Origin of the sequence: Paraburkholderia sp. SEWSISQ10-3 4 (assembly GCF_030464785.1) — a bacterium.
Taxonomy (GTDB): Bacteria; Pseudomonadota; Gammaproteobacteria; order Burkholderiales; family Burkholderiaceae; genus Paraburkholderia; species Paraburkholderia aspalathi.
The window spans coordinates 44,128-64,975 of record NZ_JALPRI010000007.1 but is presented as its reverse complement, the minus strand read 5'-3'; the positions used below and the strand labels follow the sequence as shown (position 1 = coordinate 64,975).

Here is a 20,848-nt window from a genome sequence, read left to right as displayed (position 1 = left end):
CATTAAAACCGCATTAAACCGCCGCGGAATTAGCTCAGGACTGCCTCAAAACCGCCTGGCCAACGCGCTTCGGGCGTGTTCCCGCTCTGTGGGAATCGTTTCCACCGCGGGGTCAAACCAGAAAGTCCCCGCAACCAGCGTCGCGATAACGATTCCATCGCGATACAAAACCCGATTCCCGGCAACGGCAGGCACGCGTTCGCCCACCAGCAGCGTACCGGCAAGATTCAAAGGATCGGTTCCGGCGACACACACAAAAGCACCATCGTTCGCATGCCGTCGAACTTCACGCAAGATTGGAATCGCTTCCGGTAAAGCAAACTGTTCGCCGGCGAGGCCATTCACAAACCGCCCGCCACGAATGACACCGCGCGCTTCGAGCCGTTGAAACACGCGTAACAGGTCCCGCCACGGCGGCAGCCACTCGGCCTCGCGTTCGAGCAAACGCCAGAACACCACGCCATAGCGGCGCAGCAATGTCATGGCGACATGCTCGAGTACTTCGGGGGCGAATTGCTGACGGCGCGCCGGCGATGCTTCGGATGTCACAACAACGGGCTGCCGGCTGACGAGGGCCCAGCGTCCCGCGTCGTCCATTCCTCCGATCAATGCACTCGACCTGACACGCCGGCTACTGGAATAAGCACTGCGTTTGGCGACGGGTTTCAATAACGCCCGCAAGCCGGCGAAACTATCGGAATTCACGAGGCCCGCGGCAACCAGCTCGCCCAGTGCGTTCTCCAGTTCCATACGCAAGCCGTGTACCTCGGCCAGCAATTCGTCGAAAAACATCGCGCCATGCTGCGATAACGTGTCATGGACGCTCTGCGCGCGCGCCGATAGCTCCGGTTGTTTCGACGGATCGATCAGCGCGCGCCAGACGCGTACCTGCGCGCGCGGCAACAGCACGATCGGCGTGCTGCGCACCGGTCCCGCCGTACCGCGTGCCCGCTCGGTCAGACGGGTCCAGACGATCTTGCCGGCACGGCATAGTTCGTCGAGCGAAATGTTCGCGTACGCCTTTACGCGCGCCGGCAGAATATCTTCCTCCCATGCGCCCGCCGCGGCCTGAAAACCCTCCATCTGGTCGAGAACGGCGGCTAACGCGTCGCGTCCCTCGCTGCGGGTGTCCGGCGTCAAATGCTGCCACTCGAACAGAAAACGCATGAAGTCGTGCCGTTCCACGGGCTCGATTTCGCGTCGCAAGCGTTTGACCGTGTAACGGTGGATCCGCGCAAGCAGATGGCGTTCGCACCATTCTTCTTCGGTTGCGCCCGGCGAGAAGCGGCCGCGCATCACGTAGCCTTCAGCTTCGAGGCGCGTCAGCGTGTGTTCGACCGACGCCGTGGGCAAGTTCAGTGCCTGCGCGATTGCACGCACCGGCAGTGGGCCGAAGCCGGTGAGCCGGGCGCGCAGCACGTCGAGCAGGGCGTCGTCGGCGCTCCAGCTATCGGTATAGCCCTTCGGTGCGGTGAGCGCGGGCTCAAACCGGGCATCTGGGTAGAGCGCCTGGAAACAGGTCAGGCGCTCGGCGGGCAGCCACAGCGCGTCCTCAGCCGCGATCCGCAGGCGGGTCGCGCGGCCGGATTCGGCAAGCGAGGTGAGCCATGCCGGCCACGCTTCGATATTGCGCGCTTCAGCCTGCGTGATGCAGGCGAGACCTGTTAGCGCTTCGTGCATCTCGTCGGCGGTGCGCGCCTGCGGCCATGCCTCGTCGCGCACACTGTCGATCGCGTCAGCATCGAGTGCGCCGAGGTCGTCGGCGCTGGACGGATCGGTCCAGCGGCGGTTCTGCACGGCTTGCGTGCGGCGCTCTTCGATCGGCGCATCGTCGAGATAGGCGTAGGGCTTGGCCGTGAGGATTTCGGCGGCAAGCGGCGAGGGCGCCGGCAGATCGCGGGCGATCAGTTGCACGTCGCCCCGTTCAATACGACGCAGCAAGGCGATCCAGCTTTCGCTGTCCATCGCGTCGTGCAGGCAGTCGTCGACGGTTTGGTCCACTAAGGGATGATGCGGCAGTTCGCGCTCGCCGACGATGTTCTCCAGGCATGCGGCCTGTTCGGGAAACACGCTCGCCAGCAGATCTTCGCTACGCATGCGCTGCAATTGCGGCGGGGTCTTGCGCCCGCCGGTATAACGCGGCAGGCCGAGCGAGGTGGTCGCGTTCCAGCGCCAGCGCACGCCGAAGAGCGGCGCGTCGAGCAGCGCCTGGATCAGCAGATGCTCGGCGCTGTTCGAATGGAGGTATCGCCATACTTCGTCGAGTACGAAGGAATGGCTGCCGGTCAGCGAGAGGATGATCGCGTCTTCGGTGGCGGCGGCTTGCAGTTCGAAGTTGAAGGTCCGGCAAAAACGCTTGCGCAATGCGAGACCCCACGCGCGGTTCACGCGACTGCCGAAGGGTGCATGGATCACGAGTTGCGTGCCGCCGGATTCGTCGAAGAAGCGCTCCATCACGAGCGTGTTTTGCGTCGGCAGCACGCCGAGCGCGGCGCGTGCGCGGGCGAGATAGTCGACGATTTGCCGCGCGGCGGCTTCGTCGAGACCGAGGGCGTCGACGAGCCAGTCGATTGCGCGTTGGATGCGCGCCGTCATGAGCTCTTCCCCATCGAGCAGGCGCCCAATCTGCTCACGCAGGCGTGCGACGCCGAACGACAGTTCATCGCTGCGCCCCGGCGCCTCGCCTAGCCAGAACGGGATATTCGGCGGCTGTCCCTGTGCGTCCTCGACCCGCACGCGGCCGCTCTCGATCCGCAGAATCCGGTACGACGCATTGCCGAGTTGAAACACGTCGCCTGCCAGACTCTCGACGGCGAAATCCTCGTTGACGGTGCCGATATTGATCGCCTGCGGTTCGAGCACCACCGCATAGTCGGCGTTCTCGGGAATCGTGCCACCTGAGGTCACGGCGACCAGTTTGCCGCCGCGCCGGCCGCGCAAGGTGCCGCTCACCGCGTCGCGATGGATATAGGCGCCGCGCGGGCCGTGACGGCTGGTATAGCCTTCGGCCAGCATGCGCAGCACGGCGTCGTATTGCTCGCGTTCGAGGTCCGCGTAGGGGGCCGCGCGCCGCAGCATCTCGAACAGTGCGTCTTCGCTCCATTCGGCGCTCGATACTTCGGCGACGATCTGTTGTGCCAGCACATCGAGCGGCGCGCGCGGAATCCGCAACGCGTCGAGTTCACCACGCCGCACGCAATCGAGCAGGGCGGCACATTCGATCAGATCGTCGCGCGAAGCGGGAAAGAGCCGGCCCTTCGGCATGCCGCCCACATGGTGGCCCGAGCGTCCCACACGTTGCAGGAACGGCGCGATCGCGCGCGGCGAACCCATCTGGCAGACCAGATCGACGTCGCCGATATCGATGCCCAACTCCAGTGAAGCGGTCGCGATCAGCACCCGCAACTCGCCGCGTTTCAGGCGCTGCTCGGCGTCGAAGCGATGCTCCTTGGCGAGACTGCCGTGGTGCGCGGCGACTGCGTCCTTGCCGAGCCGCTCGGTCAGATGACGCGCGGCGCGTTCGGCCATGCGGCGGGTGTTCACGAAAATCAGCGTGGTGCGATGCATCGCGATCAGTTCGGCGAGGCGGTCATAGATGCGCTCCCACACTTCGTTCGGCATCACCGCTTCGAGCGGCACGGGCGGAATCTCCAGCGCGAGATCGCGCTCGCGAATGTGACCTACGTCGATGATCGCGCAGTCCGCCGGAATATCGCTTTCGATGCTGGCGCCGCCCACCAGAAAGCGCGCGACGGCGCTCACCGGTTTTTGCGTTGCCGACAGACCGATCCGCGGCAGGCGTCGTTGACACAACGCGTCGAGACGTTCGAGACTGAGCGCCAGATGACTGCCGCGCTTGCTGCCGGCAAGCGCATGAATTTCATCGACGATCACCGTGCGCACCGTCGACAGCATGCGCCGGCCGGAATCTGAGCCGAGCAGGACGTAGAGCGATTCCGGCGTGGTTACGAGAATATGCGGCGCGCGTTTTTTCAGCGCGTTGCGCTCCTGTTGCGTGGTGTCGCCTGTGCGTACTGCGGTACGGATGTCGAGCGGCGGCAGGCCGCGCGCCTCGAGTTCCGCTGCGATGCCTTGCAAAGGCACCTCCAGGTTGATGCGGATGTCGTTGGAGAGCGCTTTTAACGGCGAGACGTAGACCACGAGGGTTTCGTCGGGCAACGCGCCGCCGTTGGCGAGGCCTTGCTGGACGAGTTCGTCGAGCGCGGACAGGAAGGCGGTGAGAGTTTTGCCCGAACCGGTCGGCGCGGCCACCAGCGTCGAGCGTCCGCTGCGAATCTGCGGCCAGGCGGCGGCCTGGGCATCGGTGGGGGCGGGGAAGGTCTTCAGGAACCAGCTGGCGACTGCCGGATGGAAATCATCCAGCGCGCGAGGCGTGAAAGGGCCCGAAGCAGCGTTTGAAGTTGGCTGCACTACCGGATCGACGCCCGAAGAATCAGAGCGCTCGTCCAACGCGGCGGTGGATGTCGAGGCCGAAGTCATGCTGGCATAGATGGGGACGCGATGTGCCATATCCAGAGGGCGGCAAGCGCCGGCCTGTTTCGAGGATCAACAATCAGTCTGGCAGGTTTTCGGCGGCTTTGCCGATGCCTGGGTGGCGGCAATCGCGCTGAATAAGGCGGCAAAAACCGCAGGTGCGGACCGCACCGCACCTGCAGCACAGTCCGGCGCAAAACTACCAGACCCAGCGTACGCCTGCGTCGCCCGTCACCGTTCTCTGGTGTGCGCCACCCAGATTCGTCACCCAGCCGAGCGTCGCGAACACGCTGCCCGACGTGCTGAATTTGCCGACCACGCCCGCGCCGAGTTGCGCCGCGGTTTGCCCGACAGTGCCCGGAATCACGGTCCCGCCGCCGAAGGTGACTTTGTCGTCGGAGCCGAATTCGCGTAGGAAGCTGACACGCAGATAGGGCCGCCAGGCGATTGCGAAGGCATCGAACTGAGCTTGCAGGCGCGCGCCGATTCGTCCGACGAAAGTATTACCGCTGTTGAAGCCGACGCTCGATACGCCATCGTTGAAATCGGACAACGACAGGTGCTGCCACACGAGTTGCGCTTGCGGTTCGAGCGTGAGCCCCGCGCCGAGCGGAATCGGCAGACCGCCTTCGAGCGAGCCGGTCACTGCGTTGCCGTGAGTCGTCGTATTGAGGCCGTCGCGCGAATCCGGATCGACGGTCAACGAACTTCCCATCAGCACGGCGTCCGTGTACCAGCCGCTTGGGCCGATATGCGTCCAGTAGCCGCCGAGGCTGTACGCGTTGATCGCAAGGTGGCCTACCGCGAGATTGGGCATGCCGAGCGCGAAGCCGTCGACGTCGCCGGTGGCCCGCGCGAAACCGACAAACAAACCGTAGTGATTGCGCTGGCCGCTCGCGCTGCGATCCGCGTAAAGATCCTGCCCGGCCTGGATGCCATACACGGAGCCGTCGAATTGCGGACTTGCCGTGCCGTTCTGGCTCAGCACGCTATGGCCGCCCCACACGCGACCCCACGCGGCAGGCAATTTTCCGCTTTCGCTCAACAAGGCCTGATCGCCTTGCCGGTCATGAAACGTATCGATCTGCATCAGGCCGAGCTCACGCGCGACGCCGGGCGCTGCGGCGTAGACCGGCACTTCGACGCGATACAGCGGTATGGCGGCCGAGCCAGCGGGGGGCGCGGGCGGCAAGGGCGGCGTGCCCTCGGCCGCAATCGGCACGCCCGACGCGACAACGGGTGGTTCGCCAGGGGCGCCCGGCGTCGTGACCGGCGGCTGGCCGGGTACCGTTGCGGTCGGCAGCGGCGCAACCGTATTGCGCAGATACCAGTTGTCCGTCGTGCCGCTGCTCACACCGCCTTTGGCCAGATAGTAGGAATACGCGCCGGCCTTCACCGGTGCAGCCAGCGTAAAGGCGCTCGAGGCGGTGGTGGCGCCATTGGTCGCCTGAATCACCTGAATGCCGTCCGCTACTGTTTGTGCGCCCTGGCCGCCGACGTTCGTGACTTGCAAGTGCGTCGAACCAGTGGCCGTTCCGCCGCTGAGCACGAGGCGATCGGACGCCGCGCCGTCGCCGGCGACGACGGTGTTCAGGCCGATGGTGCCGTCCTGTCCGGTGTAGTTGCCCGCCACATTCAAGCGGTTGCCCACACCGCCGGCGGCAGGGCCGCCGATCTGCACGAGTCCGGCATTCACCAGCGAACCGTTGATCGAGAACGCGCCATTGCCTTCGCTGGCAAACGACGGCACTGCATTCGCCACCGCGAGCGTGCCGTTGTTCGTGACCGCGCCCGTCACGCTGCCATAGCCGCCGAGCGTCGCACCTGCGGCCACCGTGATGGCGCCGCCGCCCGTCAGCGCGGCGCTGGCATGGGTGGCGTCGCCGATCGCGAGGGTGCCCGCTGCGACCGTGGTTGCGCCGCTATAGGTGCTCACGCCGGTCATCAGCAAGCTGCCACTGCCGGCTTTCGTCAACGCGCCGGTTCCGCTCACCGCCTGGGAGAGCGTGCTATCGAAGGATTGCGTATCGATCGTGCCGCCGCCCGCGGCCAACGTGATGGCACGTGTGGCGGCGAGGTCGAAACTTGTAGTCAATTGCAGCGTGCCGCTGTTGAACGTGAGGCCGCCAGTGTTCGCGCCGAGCGCGTTGTCCGCGCCGACGGCAATCGTGCCTTGATCGATCGTCGTGCCGCCCGAATAGGTGTTGCCGCTCGCCGCAGCCGGTGCAAGCGTCAACACGCCGGCACCGGTTTTATCCACTGCGCCGGTGCCGCTGATCGATCCCGTGTAGGTGCCCGCGCTATCCTGGGCAAACCGCACGAGTCCATCGTCGGTCACGGTGGAGGGCAGGTTCTGCGCAGTCGCCTGCAAGGTCGCGCCGCTATCGACGAGCGCCGTTGCGCTCGCGCCTAACGTGCCGGTGAGATTCAGCGTGCCGGTTTGCACATGTGCGAGCGTGAAGGTCCCGCTACCGGTCCAGTTCCACAGCGTGCCTTGCATCAGCAAGGTCTGAAAGTTGGTGAACGCATTCGACGCCGTGCCCGAGCCTTGCAAGGTCACCGTATTCGATCCTGCGCCACCATCGGCTGCGCCGTTGATCACCGATCCGGTTTGCAGAATCAGCGAATCGTTGCCGTTGCCCATCGTGATGGCCGTGCCGATACCGCTTTGCACAAGCCCCGCATTGATGATGGTGCTGTTGCCGTTGAGCGTGCGGATGCCGGAGCCGTTCTGGCTGATGATGCTGCCGCCCGCGAGGTTCTGGATCGTCGCCACGAAGCTCGATCCCGCGGTGTTGGAAAACACCGCATCCGAACCGCTGCCGCTCGCGCTGATCGTGCCGCTGTTGATCAACTGGTCGTTATTGCCTTGCAGATAAGCGGTTGGACTGGCCGAGCCCGTGGTAGTCAACGTGCCGCTGTTGTTGATGGTGCCGCTGCCGCCCAGAATCGATGCCGCGCGCGCGTTGCTGCCCGAGGTCGTCACGCTGCCGCTGTTGATCAACGTGTTGTTCAACTGGCCGACGTTCGTTTGTCCCCACGCGGCCGTCATGCCGTAAGCGTTGGGACCGCTGGTGGTGATCGATCCGCGATTGGTCAGCGTGTTGCCGCTGCCGTTGGCGGCCATGCCGTCGTTGAAGGCGCCGGTCGTGGTGATGACGGCGCCGCTCGCGTTGGTAATCTGATTGCCATTGCCCACGCCGAGCAATACCGCGCCGCGCACGGTGCCCGTGCCGCCGCCTCCCGTCAGTGTGAAGTTGCCGCTGCTGTTGATCGTGCTGTTGGTGTCGACGCTGAAGATAACCGGATTGGCGCTGCGCACGAAGCTGCCCGAGGCGGTGCTATCGGCATTGATCGTCACACCGGTGCTGCCGGTTTGCGCAATCACGGCGGCGATGCCGCTGCCCGTGCAGGTGACTGTCGTATTGCTCGGCGGCGCGGTATTGCTGCACGCGGCCATGGCTGAGGGGGTGAATGCCTTTGTGAGCAGCACGACGCTGCCGAGGCCGATTCCAAACGTTTTCTTCTTCTTCATACGCACGGTCCTTGTTAAAGGCACTGCACCATACGAGCGGAATGGTCCGACTTATACACGCCTTACCAAAACTTTCCAAACGTCCCCGACATAACATTACGAATATGTTGCGAATCGCCGACGCTTGACCGAGACCCGCATGGCGCCTCGCTCTTCGCAGGAGAAGGCATTTTTTCCGGACCGAAAAAGCGCTGCGGTAACTCCTGCGGGAACCGTAAGTGGTTTGAAACATTCGTTCGTCGGGCGGCGGATCAGGACGCGCGCCGGGTCCTGCCGAAATTTGCCGGGTGCAGTACCCTGTACGGCTCACCGATCCACGAATCCACGATGGAGTCTCGACGATGCGATACAACCAGTTAGGCCGTACCGGTGTGTTTGTTTCGGAGCTGTGCCTGGGCACGATGACCTTCGGCGGTGGCGGGGGCATCTGGAAGCAGATCGGCGATCTGCAGCAGGGGGACGCGGAGCGGCTGGTCGGCCGGGCGCTCGATGCGGGCATCAATTTCATCGACACGGCCGACGTTTATGCTGATGGCCTATCCGAAGAGATCACCGGTCAGGCGTTGAAGAACCTGAAAGTGCCGCGCGACAAGGTTGTGGTCGCAACCAAAGTCTTCGGTCAGACGGCAGAGTTTCCGAACGCGCGTGGCGCCTCTCGTTATCACATCATCGACGGGATCAAGGCGAGCCTGAAACGCCTGCAACTCGATCACGTCGACCTGTATCAGATCCACGGTTTCGATCCGGCCACGCCGATCGAAGAAACCGTGCGCGCGCTCGATACGCTGGTTCAGCATGGCCATGTGCGCTATGTCGGGGTGTCGAATTGGGCCGCATGGCAGATCGTGAAGGCGCTGGGCATCGCGGAGCGCCTCGGCCTCGCGCGCTTTGAATCGCTACAGGCGTATTACACGCTGGCGGGCCGCGACCTCGAACGCGAACTCGTGCCGATGCTGCACAGCGAAGGGCTTGGACTGATGGTGTGGAGTCCACTCGCGGGCGGCTTGCTGAGCGGCAAATATGGGCGCGAACAGCAGGGCGAGGCGGGCAGCCGTCGCACGACATTCGATTTCCCGCCGGTCAATCGCGAGCGCGCTTATGACTGTATCGACGTGATGCGCGATATCGCGGAGACGAAGAAAGTGTCGGTGGCGCAGATCGCGCTTGCGTGGCTGCTGCATCAACGCGTGGTGAGCTCGGTGATCGTCGGCGCGAAGAAAATCGAGCAACTCGACGACAACATCGCTGCCACGGGGGTCACGCTGACCGCCGATGACCTTGCGAAACTCGATAAGGTCAGCACGCTGCCCGCTGAGTACCCGGGCTGGATGCTGGAACGCCAGGGCGAGGTGCGCCGCAAGCAGCTTGAAGAGGCGCGTCATCCGGCGTAGCGCCAGCTGCAAGCCGCGGCGTGCGCGGCTCGCGTTGCACGGCGGATAGGTCGTGGGTGAGCGGTGCAGCGGCGTGCCATCACGTCGCTACACCGCCTGCCTCACGCTGCCGGCTTGCTATCCGCCTGATAAGCGGCGACGGCGTCCATCGTGCGTGCCGAGTACACCATGGTGGCGCCCGCGTTCATCGCGACCGCCACGCCGAGCGCTTCGGCGATCTCTTCACGTGTCGCGCCGTGTTTCAGCGCTTCGGCGGTATGCACGGTGATACAGCCGTCGCATCGCAAGCTCACGGCCACCGCGAGCGAAATCAGCTCGCGCGTCTTCGCGCCGAGAAGATCGGCCTTCTGGCCCGCGCTCGACATCGTTTGATAGGCCTTCACCGTATCCGGCGACAGTTTGGCGATCTCGCCGATGCGGCCGAACAGTTCCTTGCGGTAATCGATCCAGTTCAACATGACAGTGCTCCTTTGTTTGCCAGGCTCCGGCGGGTGCCGGTGTCGTTAGGCAAAGTATTGCGCTGTGCCGCGATATCCTGAATACTCGATTCGCTCAACTTTTAGCGCGACCGTCTCATGGATACGCTCAGCCGACTGATCGACCTCGCCCGGCCGCAAGCCAGCCTCGATCTGCGTTGCCTGCTCACGGGGGGCTTCGACATCGATCACACGCCAATGGAGGCGGGCATTGCACCGTTTCATCTGGTGCTGGACGGCGAATGCGTCGTCGAGACTGCGGGTGGCGCGCAGGTTGTGCTGCAGGCGGGCGATTTCATGCTGTTCCCGCGTGGCGCCGCGCATCGGGTGCGTGATATCGGGCGGACAGTTGCCACCGCGCCGCTGACGTTGAGTCATGACGGCATGCTGCCGTTGCGCCGCAATGACGAGCACGAGGGCGGCGCCGATCTCGATCTGCTATGCGGCCGGTTCGTCTACGCGCCCGGTTCCTCGGCGTTGCTGCTCAACGCGTTGCCCGACCCATTTCATGTGTCGCTCGGCAGCGTGCAAACGCTCGGCGCGTTGCAGACGGTGATTGCATTGATGCGAACCGAAGCGGAGCAACGTCAGCCCGGCGCGCTCGCGATCGTCACCGCATTGAGCCACGCGCTATTCGCAATGGCCTTGCGCGTGCACGGCGAACAGAATGCATCGACTGCAGGCGTGTTGGCACTGTTGGCCGATGCGCGTCTGGGCGCGTCCGTACAGAGCATGTTGAGCGCCCCCGAACGGGCCTGGACGATTGCCGAACTGGGCGAACGCGCGGCGATGTCCCGCGCGACTTACGCACGCCATTTCAACGAGCGTGCGGGTATGACGGTGATGGATTTCCTCACGCAGATTCGTATGACGATCGCGTGCGATCTGCTGCTGCGCACGCAGCGCAGCGCCGCGGAGATCGGTGAGGCCGTGGGGTATCAATCGGAAGCCGCCTTCGGCAAGGCGTTTCAGCAGAGCGTCGGCGCGACGCCGGGACGTTACCGGCGTCAGCCGCAAGAGAACGATCAGAAGTCCGGCTAGGCTTTGTCGGGTCGGCCGAACCAGTGCTTCTCTATCCTTGACATGATCAAGGTCACGAGCAGTGCGCAGACGGTGCCTAACGTGACCTCGCCGAGGCGCAGCAAGGCCCTGTCCCACGGCGAACCGACGCCCGGCACCAGCAGCATGATCGTCGCCGTAATGCCACCCAGACGCGCGGCGCTGCCCACGTTCACGACCCAGCAAATCAGAATCGCCGCGCCAACGGTGGCCGCGTAAGCGGCGAGATAGCCACCGCCGAGGGTTGCGCCGATGAGCCCGCAGACGGCCCCGACCATCGCGCCGATGAACTGATCGCGCGACAGATTGCGCGTGTCGATATAACTGTGCTGGCTGACCGCAATCGCCGTAATCGCGGCCCAGAAGGCTTGCTCTGTGTGCAGCCAACGGCCGATTACGAAGGCGAGGCTGCCGCCGGCCACCGCCTGCGCGGCCATCACACTGCCTTCGGCCAGCCGGTCGCCCAGCGGCAGCGCCTTGAGAAAAGCGAACAGCGAATTGGCGGCGTTCGTCCGCGCTTCACGTCTTGATTCGTCGGGAGCGGTCATCGAATGGGGAGGAGCTTGTTGCAGCACGAGGGACTCGTATTCTAGCGAGGTCCACGGCGGACATCGTGGTTTTCGCTGCTGCGCAGGCTGTGGTACCAGCTCATCAGAGGCGTAGCCGAGACGCCGTGAATCACGACCGAAGCCGCAACGACCGCCAGCGTGAGCGGCACCAGGGGCACGACGTCGGATGCCACGCTGTGTTCGAGTGCATACGCCAGGTAGTAAAACGAACCGATTCCGCGGATGCCGAACCAGCTCATCAAACGCCGCTGCGCTAGCGTCGCGCTCGACCCCAGCAGCGACAATTCCACCGACGCCGGCCGTACGAGCACGAACAGAGCAACCGTGAGCGCGACCGTCTGCCAGGTGAGAAGCGGTGCTTGCAGCGTGGCGAGCACATTGCCCACCATCGCCATCACCGCCACCTCCGCGATGCGTTCTAGTTCGATCGTGAAGCCCATCACCGACTCCGTCATATACGCATGGGCTTTGCTCGGATTTGCCGCGGTTGCTTCGACGTCTTCGGAATCGACCGTACCGATCGCCTCGCGAGGTGAAGCGCCGCCGCTCGCGCGATGCTCGGCGCGGCGCATCGCGACGCCCGCGGCAAACACCGCCAGAAAGCCATACGTATGCGCGAGTTGCGCGGCGCCAAACGAGAGTTCGATCAGGCCCAACGCGAAGAAGCCCTCGAGACCGAGGGCCTGCGCATGGCGCGTACGCAGCCAGGTGACCGCATGTGTTGTCACCCAGCCGAGCAGGCCGCCGATCGCGATTGCGCCGGCCACGCCCCATACGATGCTGCCGGCGAGCCGGAAACTCAGCACGTCGGTGACTGGAGTGGCAGGCGCCGCGCATATCGCGAGGCCGAGCATGACGAAGGGGAGCGCGACGCCGTCGTTCAGGCCACCTTCGCCGGAGAGCGCGAAGCGCAGCAGGTCGTGGTCGCCGGGATTGTGCACCTGGACGTCATGAGCGAGTACCGGATCGGTCGGGGCGAGGATCGCCGCGAGCAGCAGGGACGGGCCCCAGCCAAGATGCAATACGTAGACGCCGAACAGCGTGAGTAGAGGAATAGTCGCCAGCATGGCGAGGAAGCCGAGGCGCAGCGGTATGGTCCAGAGCTTCTCGAATACGCCGAGCCGCAAACGCAGCCCGATGGCGAACAGCGACACCAGCAGCGCGACTTCGGTGACGGCTCGTAGCAAATGTGCATCGGCGACGATATCGAGGCGCAACAGGTCGATGCCGGACGGCCCGAGGGCGTAGCCGATCGCGAGGTAGAACATGGCGGCGCTAACGGGCAGGCGCCGCAGCGTCGTCGCTGCCACGCCCATAAACACGAGCACGGCGCCGACGATGAGAAACCACAGTGTTTCGTGCATGAGGATCCGGTTGGGGCCGGCATGCAGGTGACGCATGCGCGGCCGGCACATCAAGGCAGGTGCGGCTCGAAGCAACGAGCCGCACCTGCCCGCAACCTGTGTGCGAACGACAGGATTTACAACGGGATCTACAGCTTCAACCCGCCGGCCTCCGGTGCATCAGACGACCCCGCCGGAATGTCCCCGGCACCCAGATCGTCGCGCCGGTCATACGGGTCGCGTCCCCAGTAGGGCTCGCTGCCGTAGTACTGATGTACCGACGTGGCCCATGTCTGGTCCGCCATGGCCGGCCAGTGGTCCTTGTCGAACCCCGGTGCGTTTTTCACGCGCTCGGCGGTCATGTCGAGGACGAAGCACTTCTCTTGTGTATCGAGCGTGAGGGCACGCCAGGGAATCGCCAGCAGTTTGTCGCCGATGCCGAGAAAGCCGCCGCTTGATAGCACTGCATAGGCGATACGACCCGAGCCGACGTCGAGCATGATGTCCTTGACCTTGCCGATGTCTTCGCCATCGCTGCTAATCACCTTGTTGCCATCCAGGGTGGCCGCGGCCATGACTTCCGGGCCGGGACCGTCTGCAGTCGCGCTGCCTTTGCCGACGATACGTGCGCCTTGGCCCTGCCGCGTGCCGCCTTGGGTCTGTGTCTGGTTGAGCATGATGTTTCTCCTTACCGGTTCGATGTGTGGAGAGAACTGAGCAATCGGCGTTCCTTCGATTCGCAGCAGCGCGGCATAGCCCTTGCTGCGGCTTTGGCCAACAGCATGAGTGCCAGTGCCCAGCTCGAGCGGCAGAAGCACGGATTGGACAAGCTCGCGCTGCAAGCGGCAAACGCCGTCCATTCACTTAGGGAGACTTCGATGAACTATTCAAAAGCATTGCTGGTGTCGGCATTGGTCGCGATGTCGAGCGTCGCTTTCGCGCAAGCGGGCGGCAACGGTAACGGCGGCGCGGGCGGAGGCGGATCCGCTGGCTCGAGCAACAACGCCGCACATGATGCGGCATCCGCAGGGTCGACTTCGGGGGCAATGAGTGCCAGCGGCTCGAAAACGCATCACATGTCGAAGTCGAAGGCGAAGACCAAGAAGCCGATGAGCGATTCGACCAGTACACCGGGTGCGGACGCGGGCAGCGGCACGAACGGCCAATAACGCAGGCGATGAACATCAATGATGGCAGGCGAATCCGCGCTCGCGTCATGCAGTTGCGGATTCACCTGACCGATGACGGAGGAGAAAGATGAAACAGCTATCCAGACAATGCGCGGGCATGCAGGTGCTGATCGTGGCAGCGGTGGTGTTATTGACCGCGGCCGCAGGCTGCAAACGGTCCGATAACGGCAGCGCGGATACGTCTACTGCCGCCAGTTCCGCGCTGGCCAGCAGCGGCGTGATGAACGGCAACGCGGCCACCGGCAGTACTGCAGATACGAGCAGCGGCGCGGCGGCGGCTGCCGCAACCGAAGCGGCGAGTAGGTCTGGCGCAGCCTCAGCGGCCTCCGGCGCCAGTCAATAAGAGGTTGGTCGGAGATCCGAACCTCAGTTTTGCTCAGCGAGCCGCCTGCTTGGCGTCACGCGATGCCGTGACCTCGCGCGACGCGGCCGACCGCCGTGCGGTTTGCGTGCCGGTCTTCGCCGCAGCGTTTTTGCGCGCCACCACGCGAGATTTTTTCAACAGAGTGGTCAAGGAGCCGTTGATGCTGTCCGTCACCGCCGTCTCCCGCATCTTGCGGCCCTTGGCGCCGGCCGTGCGTGCCAGCTTTGCCGCACGTTTCTCCGCATGGGCAAGCAGCGTGGCAAATGCCACTTCGTCCGCTCTCAATCCACGGCGTGCCTGGCCAGGTGGCAAGCTCTGCAACTCGGCCGCCTCGAACGCACTGATTACCGCCGGATGGATGTAGCAGCGCCGGCAAACCGCGGGCGTATTGCGCAATAGCGCCGCCACATCCTTGACCGTCGCAACGATATGGCGGCGCGCCTCCGTAGCGCTGCTGCACACCAGCCGCCGTAGCGCGGCCAAGGCATAGACGCTGCCGGCCCACGTTCGATAGTCCTTCGCGGTGAAGTCGGCATCGCTCGCGCGGCGCAGGTAGTCGTTGATGTCGGCCGACCCTATCGTGCGGCGCGTGCCGTCTTCGTCGAGGTACTGAAACAGGTCGTGGCCCGGCAGTTCGGCGCAGCGGCGCACGATGCGTTTGATGCGCGGATTGTCCACCGTCACGTCATGCTCGATGCCGCTTTTGCCGCGAAATTTGAAGCGCAATTGGCCCGCTTCGATCTTCACATGCTTCTTGCGCAGCGTCGTCAAACCGTACGACTGGTTCTCGCGCGCGTATTCCACACTGCCGATGCGGATCAGCGTCGTGTCGAGCAACTGCACGATCGCCGCGAAGACTTTGTCGCACGGCATGCCCGGCAGCTTCAGGTCGCGAGCGACGCGTGCGCGGATTTTCGGTAACGCGCGGCCGAACTCGGCCATGCGTTCGTACTTGTCGGCGTCGCGTGTCTCGCGCCAGCGTGGGTGATACCGGTATTGCTTGCGGCCGCGTGCGTCTCGGCCCGTCGCCTGGATATGGCCGCGCGCGTCGGGGCAGATCCAGACGTCTTCGTAAGCGGGCGGAATGGCGAGGGCATTGATGCGTTTGATTTCCTCTTCGTCGTCGATGCGCTTGCCGCTCAGGTCGATGTAGATGAAGCCGTCTTTTTCACGCTTGCGTGTGTAGCCGGGCTTGCTGTCGTCGGCATGGCGCAGGCCCGGCGGCAGGTCGGCAGGAGTGGCTCGTTGCGCGGCGGTTTCGTCCGCGCGTCCAGCGCGCTCCGTGCGGCGTTGCATCGGTTGGGTCGTGGCAGCCATGGTTGCAGGTAGAAGTTTCAAGCATGAAGCGCGAATGCGCCGATGACTGGCCGCGAGCAAAAGCGATGCCCGCAGCGCGCTTTGCGCATGGTGGCGCGCTTGGACGGAACAGTCCTTACGCACCTTGCTACCGGTGCTGAAGGCGGCGGTCAGGCATGGGCACGTCTTTTGCTGACTAGGGACGTAACGAACGGACAGAGACAAGGGACGCAGAAGCGGTTCTGAAATACCGCGAGCTCATAGCTCAGCCCGCTTCGGAAGACAGATCGACCAGGGAGAAAACGTATGAAATTCCGATATTCCGTACAAGTGATGGCTGTTGCGCTGGGGCTTGGCGCAGCGTCGATCGGGCCTGCATACGCACAAGCCAGTGACGCCCCCGCTAGCGCTGCGCCGGTGAGCGGCACAAAGCTCTCGCCTGCAGACCAGCAGTTCGTGCAGGATGCCTCACAGGCCGACGCCACCGAAATCGCGGCAAGCAGAATCGCACTCAAGAATTCGAGCGATCCGCACGTCAAGAAATTCGCGCAGCAAATGATCGCCGACCATACGAAACTCTCGCACGGCATGGCCGCAATCGTCGCGAAGAAGGGGCTTGCCACGACGCCGTCCGCCGATTCGGCGCTGGTCGGAAAACTGCAGACGCTCAAGGGCAACGAATTCGATCAGGCCTACGTCGAGCAGATCGGTGTGGAAGCGCATCAGCGAGCGGTCGACCTGTTCCAGCAGGAGAGCCAGAGCGGCACCGACTCACAACTGAAGGCGGCCGCCGCGCACGCGCTGCCGACGATCAAACATCACCTCGCGATGGCGCAGCAACTGGCCGGTTCAATGAAGGGTTCGTCATGAACGCGATCCTGCCCCGGCCGGCCTATGAGGACTCCCTTATGCAGATCACTTTTCCCGACGACAAGCCGCTCTTCGACGGAGCGAATCTGACTGTGCGCTTCATGGCGCGCGTCGACGGCGAAGCGGTTGTGTGCGCGATTACGGCCGAGGCGCTGGAAGATCATTTCGGCGCCGATTCCGCGCTCGAATCCGCCCTGATGGCTGCTTTTGACAAGGGGCGCAATCGCATCCGCTCGGTTTGCGCAGAAGCACTCGACCAGAACGCCGGTGAAGGCGTAGTGTTGCATAGTGGACTGTTCAGAGTGGAAGGCATGGAGCCCGATCGCGGCACCGCCGCGTAGTCCGGGCACACGCCTGCCTCCCGCGTGGATTTTTGCAGCGCAGCGCGATGCCGTGTGGCGGCAGGGTCCGCAAAACGCGTTTCAACGATGTAAGGAGGCCTTATGTCACTCATCGTCGCAGCACGGTTTACGACTTTCCCCGCCGCCGAAGATGCGGCGCAAAAGCTCTTCAACGCAGGTTTCGTCGAAGAAGACGTCACGCTGTTTTTTGTCAATCCGCGTGGCCAGCACGCGCGCTATCCGATCGGCGGCGATACCGGCACCGATCCGGGCGCGAGAGAAGCCCCGAAGGGCGCCGGCATGGGCGTGACGATCGGCGCGGTAGTGGGCGCTGTGGTCGGCGTCGGGATCTTCGCGGCGTTTTCGGCGCCGATTCTCGTCTCGCTGATCGCGGCCGGCGTCGGCGCATACATAGGCTCCCTCGCCGGGGCGATGGCGCGCACGCGCGAAGGCGGCGAGGCCGGCCACCACCATTTGCGCTTCCATCAGGAATTGCGCGACTCCGGCGTGCTGGTTGCCGTGCATGTATCGCCCGACAATCAGTTCGACGCGGCTAAGGTATTGCGCGAAGCAGGGGGCCTCGCGATCGAACGCGCGAGCGGGCGCTGGCAGCAAGGGCGCTGGGCCGACTTCGATCCGCTCAAAACGCCCGAACCACTCAACGAGTTCGGCGAATTCAGCGAACGGCATGCCTGAGTGAAGCAATAAATGAGGCAATAAATGAGGCAATGAGTAAGGCGATCGCTTTCGCTTGAGTGGAGACGCTGCAACCCACAGAACGGCCCGGCAAATGTCGGGCCGTTTTGCATTCATGCCGGGGTATTCGCGAGCCGGGCACGCCTCATGCGCATAGACATGCGAACCCCGCGGCTACATGGAAGTGCGTAGCGGCGGATTCCTCGATTAACGAAACCCCTGGAGGTATTGAATGGCTACGAACGTTGTCTCCGTGCTGAACGATCTGGTCGAAACGTCGAAGGATGGCGAGAAGGGCTTTCGCAAGGCGGCAGAAGACGCGCATGACGCGCAGCTGAAATCGCTGTTTCTGTCGCGCGCCGAAGACTGCACGCGTGGTGCGCGTGAATTGCAGGATGCGGTTCAGGCGCTGGGCGGCAAGCCCGAAACAGGCGGCAGTATGAGCGGTGCGCTGCATCGCGGCTGGGTCGACGTGAAGTCGGCTGTGTCGGATCGCAGTGATCACGAGATCCTCGCCGAATGCGAAAAGGGCGAAGACGTTGCGAAAAAGCGCTATCACGACGCGCTTGAAAAGGAGTTGCCGCTGGACGTCCGGGCGCTGGTTGAGCGTCAGTACCAGGGCGTACTGCAAAACCATGATCGCGTGCGTGACTTACGCGATCAGTACGCTGCGGCCAGGCCGTAATTGCAGATAGAAAACTGCAGGTAGAAAAGGAAACCGGCGCTCACAAGAACGCCGGTTTTTTGAAGCTGGACAACAACAGCAGCGAAGACGCTGCTGTTGTTCCGCGCAGTTATTCCGCTACGACCTTCAGATGGTTCCTCACGCTCGAGACGCCATCTACGCCCTTCACGACTTCCCCTGCTGCGGCCTTGTCGTCAGACGAAGGCACTGAACCCGTGAGCCACACCACGCCCTTGCGGGTCTTCACGTGGATGTGAGTCGATTTGACGTTCTTCGCGCTGAGCAGTTCGGCCTTGGCCTTGGTGGTGATGGTGCCGTCGTCGACGTGCTGACCGATAGTTTCGGATGCTGCCGACGGGGCCGAGCCGCTGGTTTGCGCCGTAGCGTTCAGAGCGAATGCGACACAAGCGATGCTGCCTGCGGTCTTCAGAAGTTGGATGGTCTTCATGGTTTCTCCTTCGGGTGTTGATAAAAAATGCGGTCTTGTTACCTGCGGTCGATCGCGGCCGAAACCGTTGATGACTCGCGTGGGGTCGTTGCCGCTACGGTTCCGTCAGGGCCCGTTATCGACACCGGACGACGGTCTATGCATGTGTTTCGTTTGCGTGGCTACGTTGCTGCTTGCGCTACCTCGCGATCGACTCGCGTGCAAAGACCCACGTCCGTCCACACCGTGTTGATTCGCAAGCTGTGTGCCCGGTACACCGCACGAATGCCCGATGCCGGGACAAGCCGGTGCTGCACATGCGTTTAGGCTGAGGAATAGAGGGGCGGCCACGTGCGGCGGGCTGTTCGACGGTCCGTAAGGCCGGCGACCGGAAATTGCCGGGTCCTTGTAAAAAGGGCGCGCGCCCACTGCGCAATTGGCGGGCCTGAAAAGGCAAAACTTAGAAAAAACAGTGTGTTGGGCGAGCTGGTATGACAGTTGCTCTACTGAGGCCAGATACCTTTTCCAAGCTATTAACGGGACCTCACTACAATGCCGTCAATCGAACTACGCGCAAGGCAGTCCCTCGCACTCACGCCGCGTCTGCAGCAATCGGTGCGTCTGTTGCAGTTGTCGTCTCTCGAGTTCCAGCAGGAGTTGCGCACCGCGCTCGACACCAATCCGTTCCTCGAGTACGACTCGACCGACACGGAAGACGTCGCGCTCGCCACTGCAACGCCAGGCGATGACGTCGGTGGGACGCCCGCCACGGACACGGTCGCCGCGGCCGAACCTGAATCGTCACCGGTCGACAACAGCGCTGGCGACACAATGGAAAGCGCAGGGCAGGACGACGTACCCGGCGACTTTTCGGGCGACTACAGCACCCGTAGTTCGACGCGCCAGAACGGCGACTCCGACAGTAGCGATCCCGCTGAATGGGCGCGTTCCCAACCGACCTTGCGCGAGCAGTTGCACGACTCGCTGCGTCTCTATCGACTCGACGACCGTGACCGCGCGGTGGCCCGTTTTATCATCGAGGCGCTCGATGACGACGGCTATCTGCGTCAGGAACTCTCCGAGCTCGCCGACAGCGTCGACCTCGAACCCGAACTGACTGAAGAAGAATTGCTGGTGGCGCTGCGCCTCGTGCAATCGCTCGATCGTCCCGGTCTTGGCGCCCGCTCGTTATCCGAATGTCTGTCGCTGCAGGTCAACGCGTTGCCCGCTGACACGCCGGGACGCGATGTGGCGCGGCAAATCGTCGACCATCACCTGGAGCGCCTCGCGCGTCGCGAACAGGCTGAACTGCAAAAGCAGATCGGCTGCAGCGCCGAGGAACTGCGGGTGGCCTGCGCGCTGGTGCGCAAGCTCGATCCGAAGCCGGGCAACAACTACGGCCGTACCGAAGACAACTACGTGGTGCCGGACGTGATCGTGCGTCAGGTGCGCAACAAATGGGCGGTGACGATCAACCCGGCCGTGCAGCCGCGCGCCCGCATCCATCGCATGTATGCCGAGCTGTTCGCGCAGTCGGCCGGTGCCAGCCGCTCGCCGCTCGCGCAGCAATTGCAGGAAGCGCGCTGGCTGATCCGCAATGCGCAGCAGCGCTTCGATACGATTCAACGCGTGGCCGAGTGCATCGTCGCGCATCAACGAGCCTTCTTCCAGTACGGTGAAATCGCGCTCAAGCCGATGGTGCTGCGCGATGTAGCCGAGGAACTCGGTTTGCACGAATCCACCATCTCGCGTGCGACCGGCAACAAATATATGGCCACGCCGCGCGGTATTTTCGAGTTCAAGCACTTCTTCCCGCGCGAACTCGGCACAGAAAGCGGCGGTACCTGTTCGGCCGCGGCCGTGCGCGCGCTGCTCAAGGAAATGATCGCCGCGGAGAACACGCACGATCCGCTGTCGGACGTGACGCTTGCGAAGATGCTCGCGGATCAGGGTGTACTGGTGGCACGGCGTACCGTGGCGAAATATCGTCACTTGATGAAAGTGCCGCCGGCGGAATTGCGTCGCCAGGTTTAAACGCGTTGCCCTTCGGGGCCAGGGCTTCAGCGAAGCGCCACGCGAGTCTCAGTGCTCGCGTGGCGCTTTTTCGTATCT

General features: G+C 63.7%; 17 protein-coding genes. 9 read left to right on the top strand and 8 right to left on the bottom strand.

Annotated elements, in window-relative coordinates; all coding sequences use genetic code 11:
• Positions 1 to 45: 45 nt before the first annotated feature.
• Together M0D68_RS16530 and M0D68_RS16525 are read right to left on the bottom strand one after the other, a co-directional pair.
• The gene (locus M0D68_RS16530) at positions 46 to 4,500 is read right to left on the bottom strand and encodes a DEAD/DEAH box helicase (protein ID WP_266224851.1); all 4,455 of its coding nucleotides are present in this window, start codon (positions 4,498 to 4,500) and stop codon (positions 46 to 48) included.
• Positions 4,501 to 4,693: 193 nt separating this feature from the next.
• On the bottom strand, positions 4,694 to 8,029 hold the full coding sequence (locus M0D68_RS16525) for an autotransporter outer membrane beta-barrel domain-containing protein (protein ID WP_266210781.1): 3,336 nt from the start codon (positions 8,027 to 8,029) through the stop codon (positions 4,694 to 4,696).
• Positions 8,030 to 8,370: 341 nt separating this feature from the next.
• On the opposite strand from M0D68_RS16525, the gene M0D68_RS16520 reads away from it, so the two are divergent.
• Positions 8,371 to 9,420, top strand: coding sequence for an aldo/keto reductase (locus M0D68_RS16520; protein WP_211706709.1), 1,050 nt, complete (start codon positions 8,371 to 8,373; stop codon positions 9,418 to 9,420).
• Positions 9,421 to 9,521: 101 nt separating this feature from the next.
• Here M0D68_RS16520 and M0D68_RS16515 read toward each other — a convergent pair whose 3' ends face one another.
• Positions 9,522 to 9,878, bottom strand: a complete 357-nt coding sequence (locus M0D68_RS16515; protein WP_175051551.1) for a carboxymuconolactone decarboxylase family protein — start codon at positions 9,876 to 9,878, stop codon at positions 9,522 to 9,524.
• 117 nt (positions 9,879 to 9,995) lie between these two features.
• Between M0D68_RS16515 and M0D68_RS16510 the strand changes: the two genes are divergently transcribed.
• Positions 9,996 to 10,937, top strand: a complete 942-nt coding sequence (locus M0D68_RS16510; RefSeq protein ID WP_211706708.1) for an AraC family transcriptional regulator — start codon at positions 9,996 to 9,998, stop codon at positions 10,935 to 10,937.
• Here M0D68_RS16510 and M0D68_RS16505 read toward each other — a convergent pair.
• The 3 genes from M0D68_RS16505 to M0D68_RS16495 form a co-directional block, all read right to left on the bottom strand.
• A complete protein-coding gene (locus M0D68_RS16505; protein ID WP_093635857.1) occupies positions 10,934 to 11,503 on the bottom strand; it encodes an aromatic acid exporter family protein in 570 nt (189 codons plus the stop codon). The two genes, M0D68_RS16510 and M0D68_RS16505, sit on opposite strands and share 4 nt — an antisense overlap.
• A 41-nt stretch (positions 11,504 to 11,544) precedes the next feature.
• A complete protein-coding gene (locus M0D68_RS16500) occupies positions 11,545 to 12,888 on the bottom strand; it encodes a sodium:proton antiporter (protein WP_211706707.1) in 1,344 nt (447 codons plus the stop codon).
• A gap of 128 nt (positions 12,889 to 13,016) precedes the next feature.
• Positions 13,017 to 13,544 (bottom strand): PRC-barrel domain-containing protein, encoded by a 528-nt coding sequence (locus M0D68_RS16495; RefSeq protein ID WP_200620537.1) that lies wholly within the window; start codon positions 13,542 to 13,544, stop codon positions 13,017 to 13,019.
• 201 nt (positions 13,545 to 13,745) lie between these two features.
• On the opposite strand from M0D68_RS16495, the gene M0D68_RS16490 reads away from it, so the two are divergent.
• Positions 13,746 to 14,036 carry a hypothetical protein gene (locus M0D68_RS16490; protein ID WP_211706706.1) on the top strand — a complete coding sequence of 97 codons (291 nt, stop codon included), beginning with the start codon at positions 13,746 to 13,748 and terminating at the stop codon, positions 14,034 to 14,036.
• An 88-nt stretch (positions 14,037 to 14,124) separates the two neighbouring features.
• On the top strand, positions 14,125 to 14,400 hold the full coding sequence (locus M0D68_RS16485; RefSeq protein WP_211706705.1) for a hypothetical protein: 276 nt from the start codon (positions 14,125 to 14,127) through the stop codon (positions 14,398 to 14,400).
• 33 nt (positions 14,401 to 14,433) lie between these two features.
• Here the strand turns inward: M0D68_RS16485 and M0D68_RS16480 are convergent, their stop codons facing one another.
• Positions 14,434 to 15,738, bottom strand: coding sequence for a DNA topoisomerase IB (locus M0D68_RS16480; RefSeq protein WP_211706704.1), 1,305 nt, complete (start codon positions 15,736 to 15,738; stop codon positions 14,434 to 14,436).
• A gap of 285 nt (positions 15,739 to 16,023) precedes the next feature.
• On the opposite strand from M0D68_RS16480, the gene M0D68_RS16475 reads away from it, so the two are divergent.
• The 4 genes from M0D68_RS16475 (at position 16,024) to M0D68_RS16460 (ending at position 18,309) form a co-directional block, all read left to right on the top strand.
• On the top strand, positions 16,024 to 16,587 hold the full coding sequence (locus M0D68_RS16475; RefSeq protein ID WP_200620540.1) for a DUF4142 domain-containing protein: 564 nt from the start codon (positions 16,024 to 16,026) through the stop codon (positions 16,585 to 16,587).
• A complete protein-coding gene (locus M0D68_RS16470) occupies positions 16,584 to 16,928 on the top strand; it encodes a DUF1488 domain-containing protein (protein WP_093635847.1) in 345 nt (114 codons plus the stop codon). Before M0D68_RS16475 ends, M0D68_RS16470 begins: the two co-directional genes overlap by 4 nt.
• A gap of 102 nt (positions 16,929 to 17,030) precedes the next feature.
• Positions 17,031 to 17,624: a hypothetical protein gene (locus M0D68_RS16465; protein ID WP_211706703.1), complete on the top strand. Its 594-nt coding sequence runs from the start codon at positions 17,031 to 17,033 to the stop codon at positions 17,622 to 17,624.
• A 232-nt stretch (positions 17,625 to 17,856) separates the two neighbouring features.
• Complete coding sequence (locus M0D68_RS16460) at positions 17,857 to 18,309, top strand: PA2169 family four-helix-bundle protein (RefSeq protein ID WP_200620541.1); 453 nt, start codon at positions 17,857 to 17,859, stop codon at positions 18,307 to 18,309.
• A gap of 109 nt (positions 18,310 to 18,418) precedes the next feature.
• Here the strand turns inward: M0D68_RS16460 and M0D68_RS16455 are convergent, their stop codons facing one another.
• Complete coding sequence (locus M0D68_RS16455; protein WP_054035360.1) at positions 18,419 to 18,757, bottom strand: BON domain-containing protein; 339 nt, start codon at positions 18,755 to 18,757, stop codon at positions 18,419 to 18,421.
• A gap of 531 nt (positions 18,758 to 19,288) precedes the next feature.
• On the opposite strand from M0D68_RS16455, the gene M0D68_RS16450 reads away from it, so the two are divergent.
• Positions 19,289 to 20,770 (top strand): RNA polymerase factor sigma-54, encoded by a 1,482-nt coding sequence (locus M0D68_RS16450; protein WP_200653021.1) that lies wholly within the window; start codon positions 19,289 to 19,291, stop codon positions 20,768 to 20,770.
• Positions 20,771 to 20,848 lie beyond the last annotated feature (78 nt).

Coding starts and splice junctions, on each gene's coding strand:
- M0D68_RS16490 (WP_211706706.1), top strand. CDS start 13,746: ATGAACTATTCAAAAGCATTGCTGGTGTCGGCATTGGTCGCGATGTCG.
- M0D68_RS16450 (WP_200653021.1), top strand. CDS start 19,289: ATGCCGTCAATCGAACTACGCGCAAGGCAGTCCCTCGCACTCACGCCG.
- M0D68_RS16475 (WP_200620540.1), top strand. CDS start 16,024: ATGAAATTCCGATATTCCGTACAAGTGATGGCTGTTGCGCTGGGGCTT.
- M0D68_RS16510 (WP_211706708.1), top strand. CDS start 9,996: ATGGATACGCTCAGCCGACTGATCGACCTCGCCCGGCCGCAAGCCAGC.
- M0D68_RS16455 (WP_054035360.1), bottom strand. CDS start 18,757: ATGAAGACCATCCAACTTCTGAAGACCGCAGGCAGCATCGCTTGTGTC.
- M0D68_RS16465 (WP_211706703.1), top strand. CDS start 17,031: ATGTCACTCATCGTCGCAGCACGGTTTACGACTTTCCCCGCCGCCGAA.
- M0D68_RS16470 (WP_093635847.1), top strand. CDS start 16,584: ATGAACGCGATCCTGCCCCGGCCGGCCTATGAGGACTCCCTTATGCAG.
- M0D68_RS16525 (WP_266210781.1), bottom strand. CDS start 8,029: ATGAAGAAGAAGAAAACGTTTGGAATCGGCCTCGGCAGCGTCGTGCTG.
- M0D68_RS16520 (WP_211706709.1), top strand. CDS start 8,371: ATGCGATACAACCAGTTAGGCCGTACCGGTGTGTTTGTTTCGGAGCTG.
- M0D68_RS16485 (WP_211706705.1), top strand. CDS start 14,125: ATGAAACAGCTATCCAGACAATGCGCGGGCATGCAGGTGCTGATCGTG.
- M0D68_RS16460 (WP_200620541.1), top strand. CDS start 17,857: ATGGCTACGAACGTTGTCTCCGTGCTGAACGATCTGGTCGAAACGTCG.
- M0D68_RS16495 (WP_200620537.1), bottom strand. CDS start 13,544: ATGCTCAACCAGACACAGACCCAAGGCGGCACGCGGCAGGGCCAAGGC.
- M0D68_RS16500 (WP_211706707.1), bottom strand. CDS start 12,888: ATGCACGAAACACTGTGGTTTCTCATCGTCGGCGCCGTGCTCGTGTTT.
- M0D68_RS16515 (WP_175051551.1), bottom strand. CDS start 9,878: ATGTTGAACTGGATCGATTACCGCAAGGAACTGTTCGGCCGCATCGGC.
- M0D68_RS16530 (WP_266224851.1), bottom strand. CDS start 4,500: ATGACTTCGGCCTCGACATCCACCGCCGCGTTGGACGAGCGCTCTGAT.
- M0D68_RS16480 (WP_211706704.1), bottom strand. CDS start 15,738: ATGGCTGCCACGACCCAACCGATGCAACGCCGCACGGAGCGCGCTGGA.
- M0D68_RS16505 (WP_093635857.1), bottom strand. CDS start 11,503: ATGACCGCTCCCGACGAATCAAGACGTGAAGCGCGGACGAACGCCGCC.